1 protein-coding gene and 1 pseudogene (1 of these 2 only partly in view) are annotated in these 1391 nt (G+C 65.3%); both read left to right on the top strand.

The window, feature by feature from the left end; translation table 11 throughout:
• The coding region (locus BRAS3843_RS06160; protein WP_035980956.1) for a phosphopantetheine-binding protein at positions 1-760 on the top strand (760 nt) is incomplete at its 5' end.
• Positions 760-1391 (top strand): annotated as a pseudogene (locus tag BRAS3843_RS06155) (amino acid adenylation domain-containing protein) (its annotated part continues 4655 nt past the right edge of the window); the annotation flags it as partial. The gene BRAS3843_RS06160 and the pseudogene BRAS3843_RS06155, both read left to right, overlap by 1 nt.

Genomic DNA, 1391 nt, shown 5'->3' with positions numbered 1-1391 from the left:
TGGCGTCGGCGTCGCCCGCGGTTATCTCGGCCGTCCGAGCCTCACAGCGGAACGCTTTGTACCGAGCCCGTTCGCATCCGGCGAGCGTCTGTATCGCACCGGGGATCTGGCGCGCTGGCGTACCGACGGCGCGCTCGACTATCTCGGCCGCATCGACCATCAGGTAAAGCTGCGCGGCTTCCGGATCGAGCTCGGCGAGATCGAGGCGGCGCTGCTGTCCCACCCCGCTGTCGAGCAGGCGGCGGTAGAGGCGCGCGAGGACAGCGGTGAGCGCCGGCTGGTCGGCTACGTCACGACACGCGACAACGCGCCGTTCGAGGCGGAAGCGCTGCGGCGGCATCTCCAGACCACGCTGCCCGACCATATGGTGCCATCGGCGATCGTCAGGCTCGACCGCCTGCCGCTGTCGCCGAACGGCAAGCTCGATCGTAACGCGCTGCCGGCGCCGGAGTGGCAGGGCACAGGTGAGATCATCGCCCCGCGCAATGCCACGGAAGAAGCCCTCGTCGCGATCTGGCGCGAGGTGCTCAAGCGCGACCACGTCTCCGTTACCGACAACTTCTTCGCCCTCGGCGGCGATTCGCTGTCAGCGACACGTGCGATCGCCCGCGTGCAAAGGGAGTTGCAGGTGACAGTGCCGCTCAAGGCGATGTTCGAGACCGCGACTCTCAGCCAGCTTGCCGACCGGGTCGATGTGCTCGGTTGGGCGAATGCGCGGCCGTCGGTGGTCGAAGCGGAGCTCGAGGAAGGAATCATCTGATGATCGAAAATCTGCTCTCCGTGCTGCGGCGCGACGGTGTCCAGATCTGGTCGGAGAACGGTCAGGTGCGTTACCGCGCACCTCGGGGCGTGATGACACGGGAACGGATCGACGAAATCCGCGCACGCCAGCAGGAAATCACAACGTTTCTCGAAGAGGTCCGCTCGCTGAGCAGCGAGCTCCCGCCGATCGTCTCTCAACGCAGGGGCGAATTGCCGTTGTCATTTGCGCAGGAACGCCTCTGGTTCCTTGAGCAGTTCGGCGGCGTAGGATCCTCATACAACATCGCGGTCGCCATTCGGCTGGAAGGCACGCTCGACACGAAAGCCCTCGAGCTGGCCCTGGCCGAAATCGTTCGACGCCACGAAACCTTGCGGACCCGGTTCGAGACCGTCAGGGGGCGCGGGATCCAGGTCATCGAGCCTCCAACGTCGTATCGGCTCGACCTCGTCGACCTGTCGCGTCTTCCCGTGCATATGCAGAGCGCGGAAGCGGATCGCCAACGCCGCGACCATGCCGCTGAACTGTTCGATCTCAGCGCGACGCCGCCGTTCCGCACTCGGTTGATCCGTCTTGCGCCTGAACGTCACCTCTTGCTGCTCGCCATCCATCACATCATTTCCGNNNNTNG

This window comes from Bradyrhizobium sp. STM 3843, assembly GCF_000239815.1.
Taxonomy (GTDB): domain Bacteria; phylum Pseudomonadota; class Alphaproteobacteria; order Rhizobiales; family Xanthobacteraceae; genus Bradyrhizobium.
Note: the sequence above shows the minus strand (reverse complement) of the source record. Positions and strands in the feature narration are given on the sequence as shown.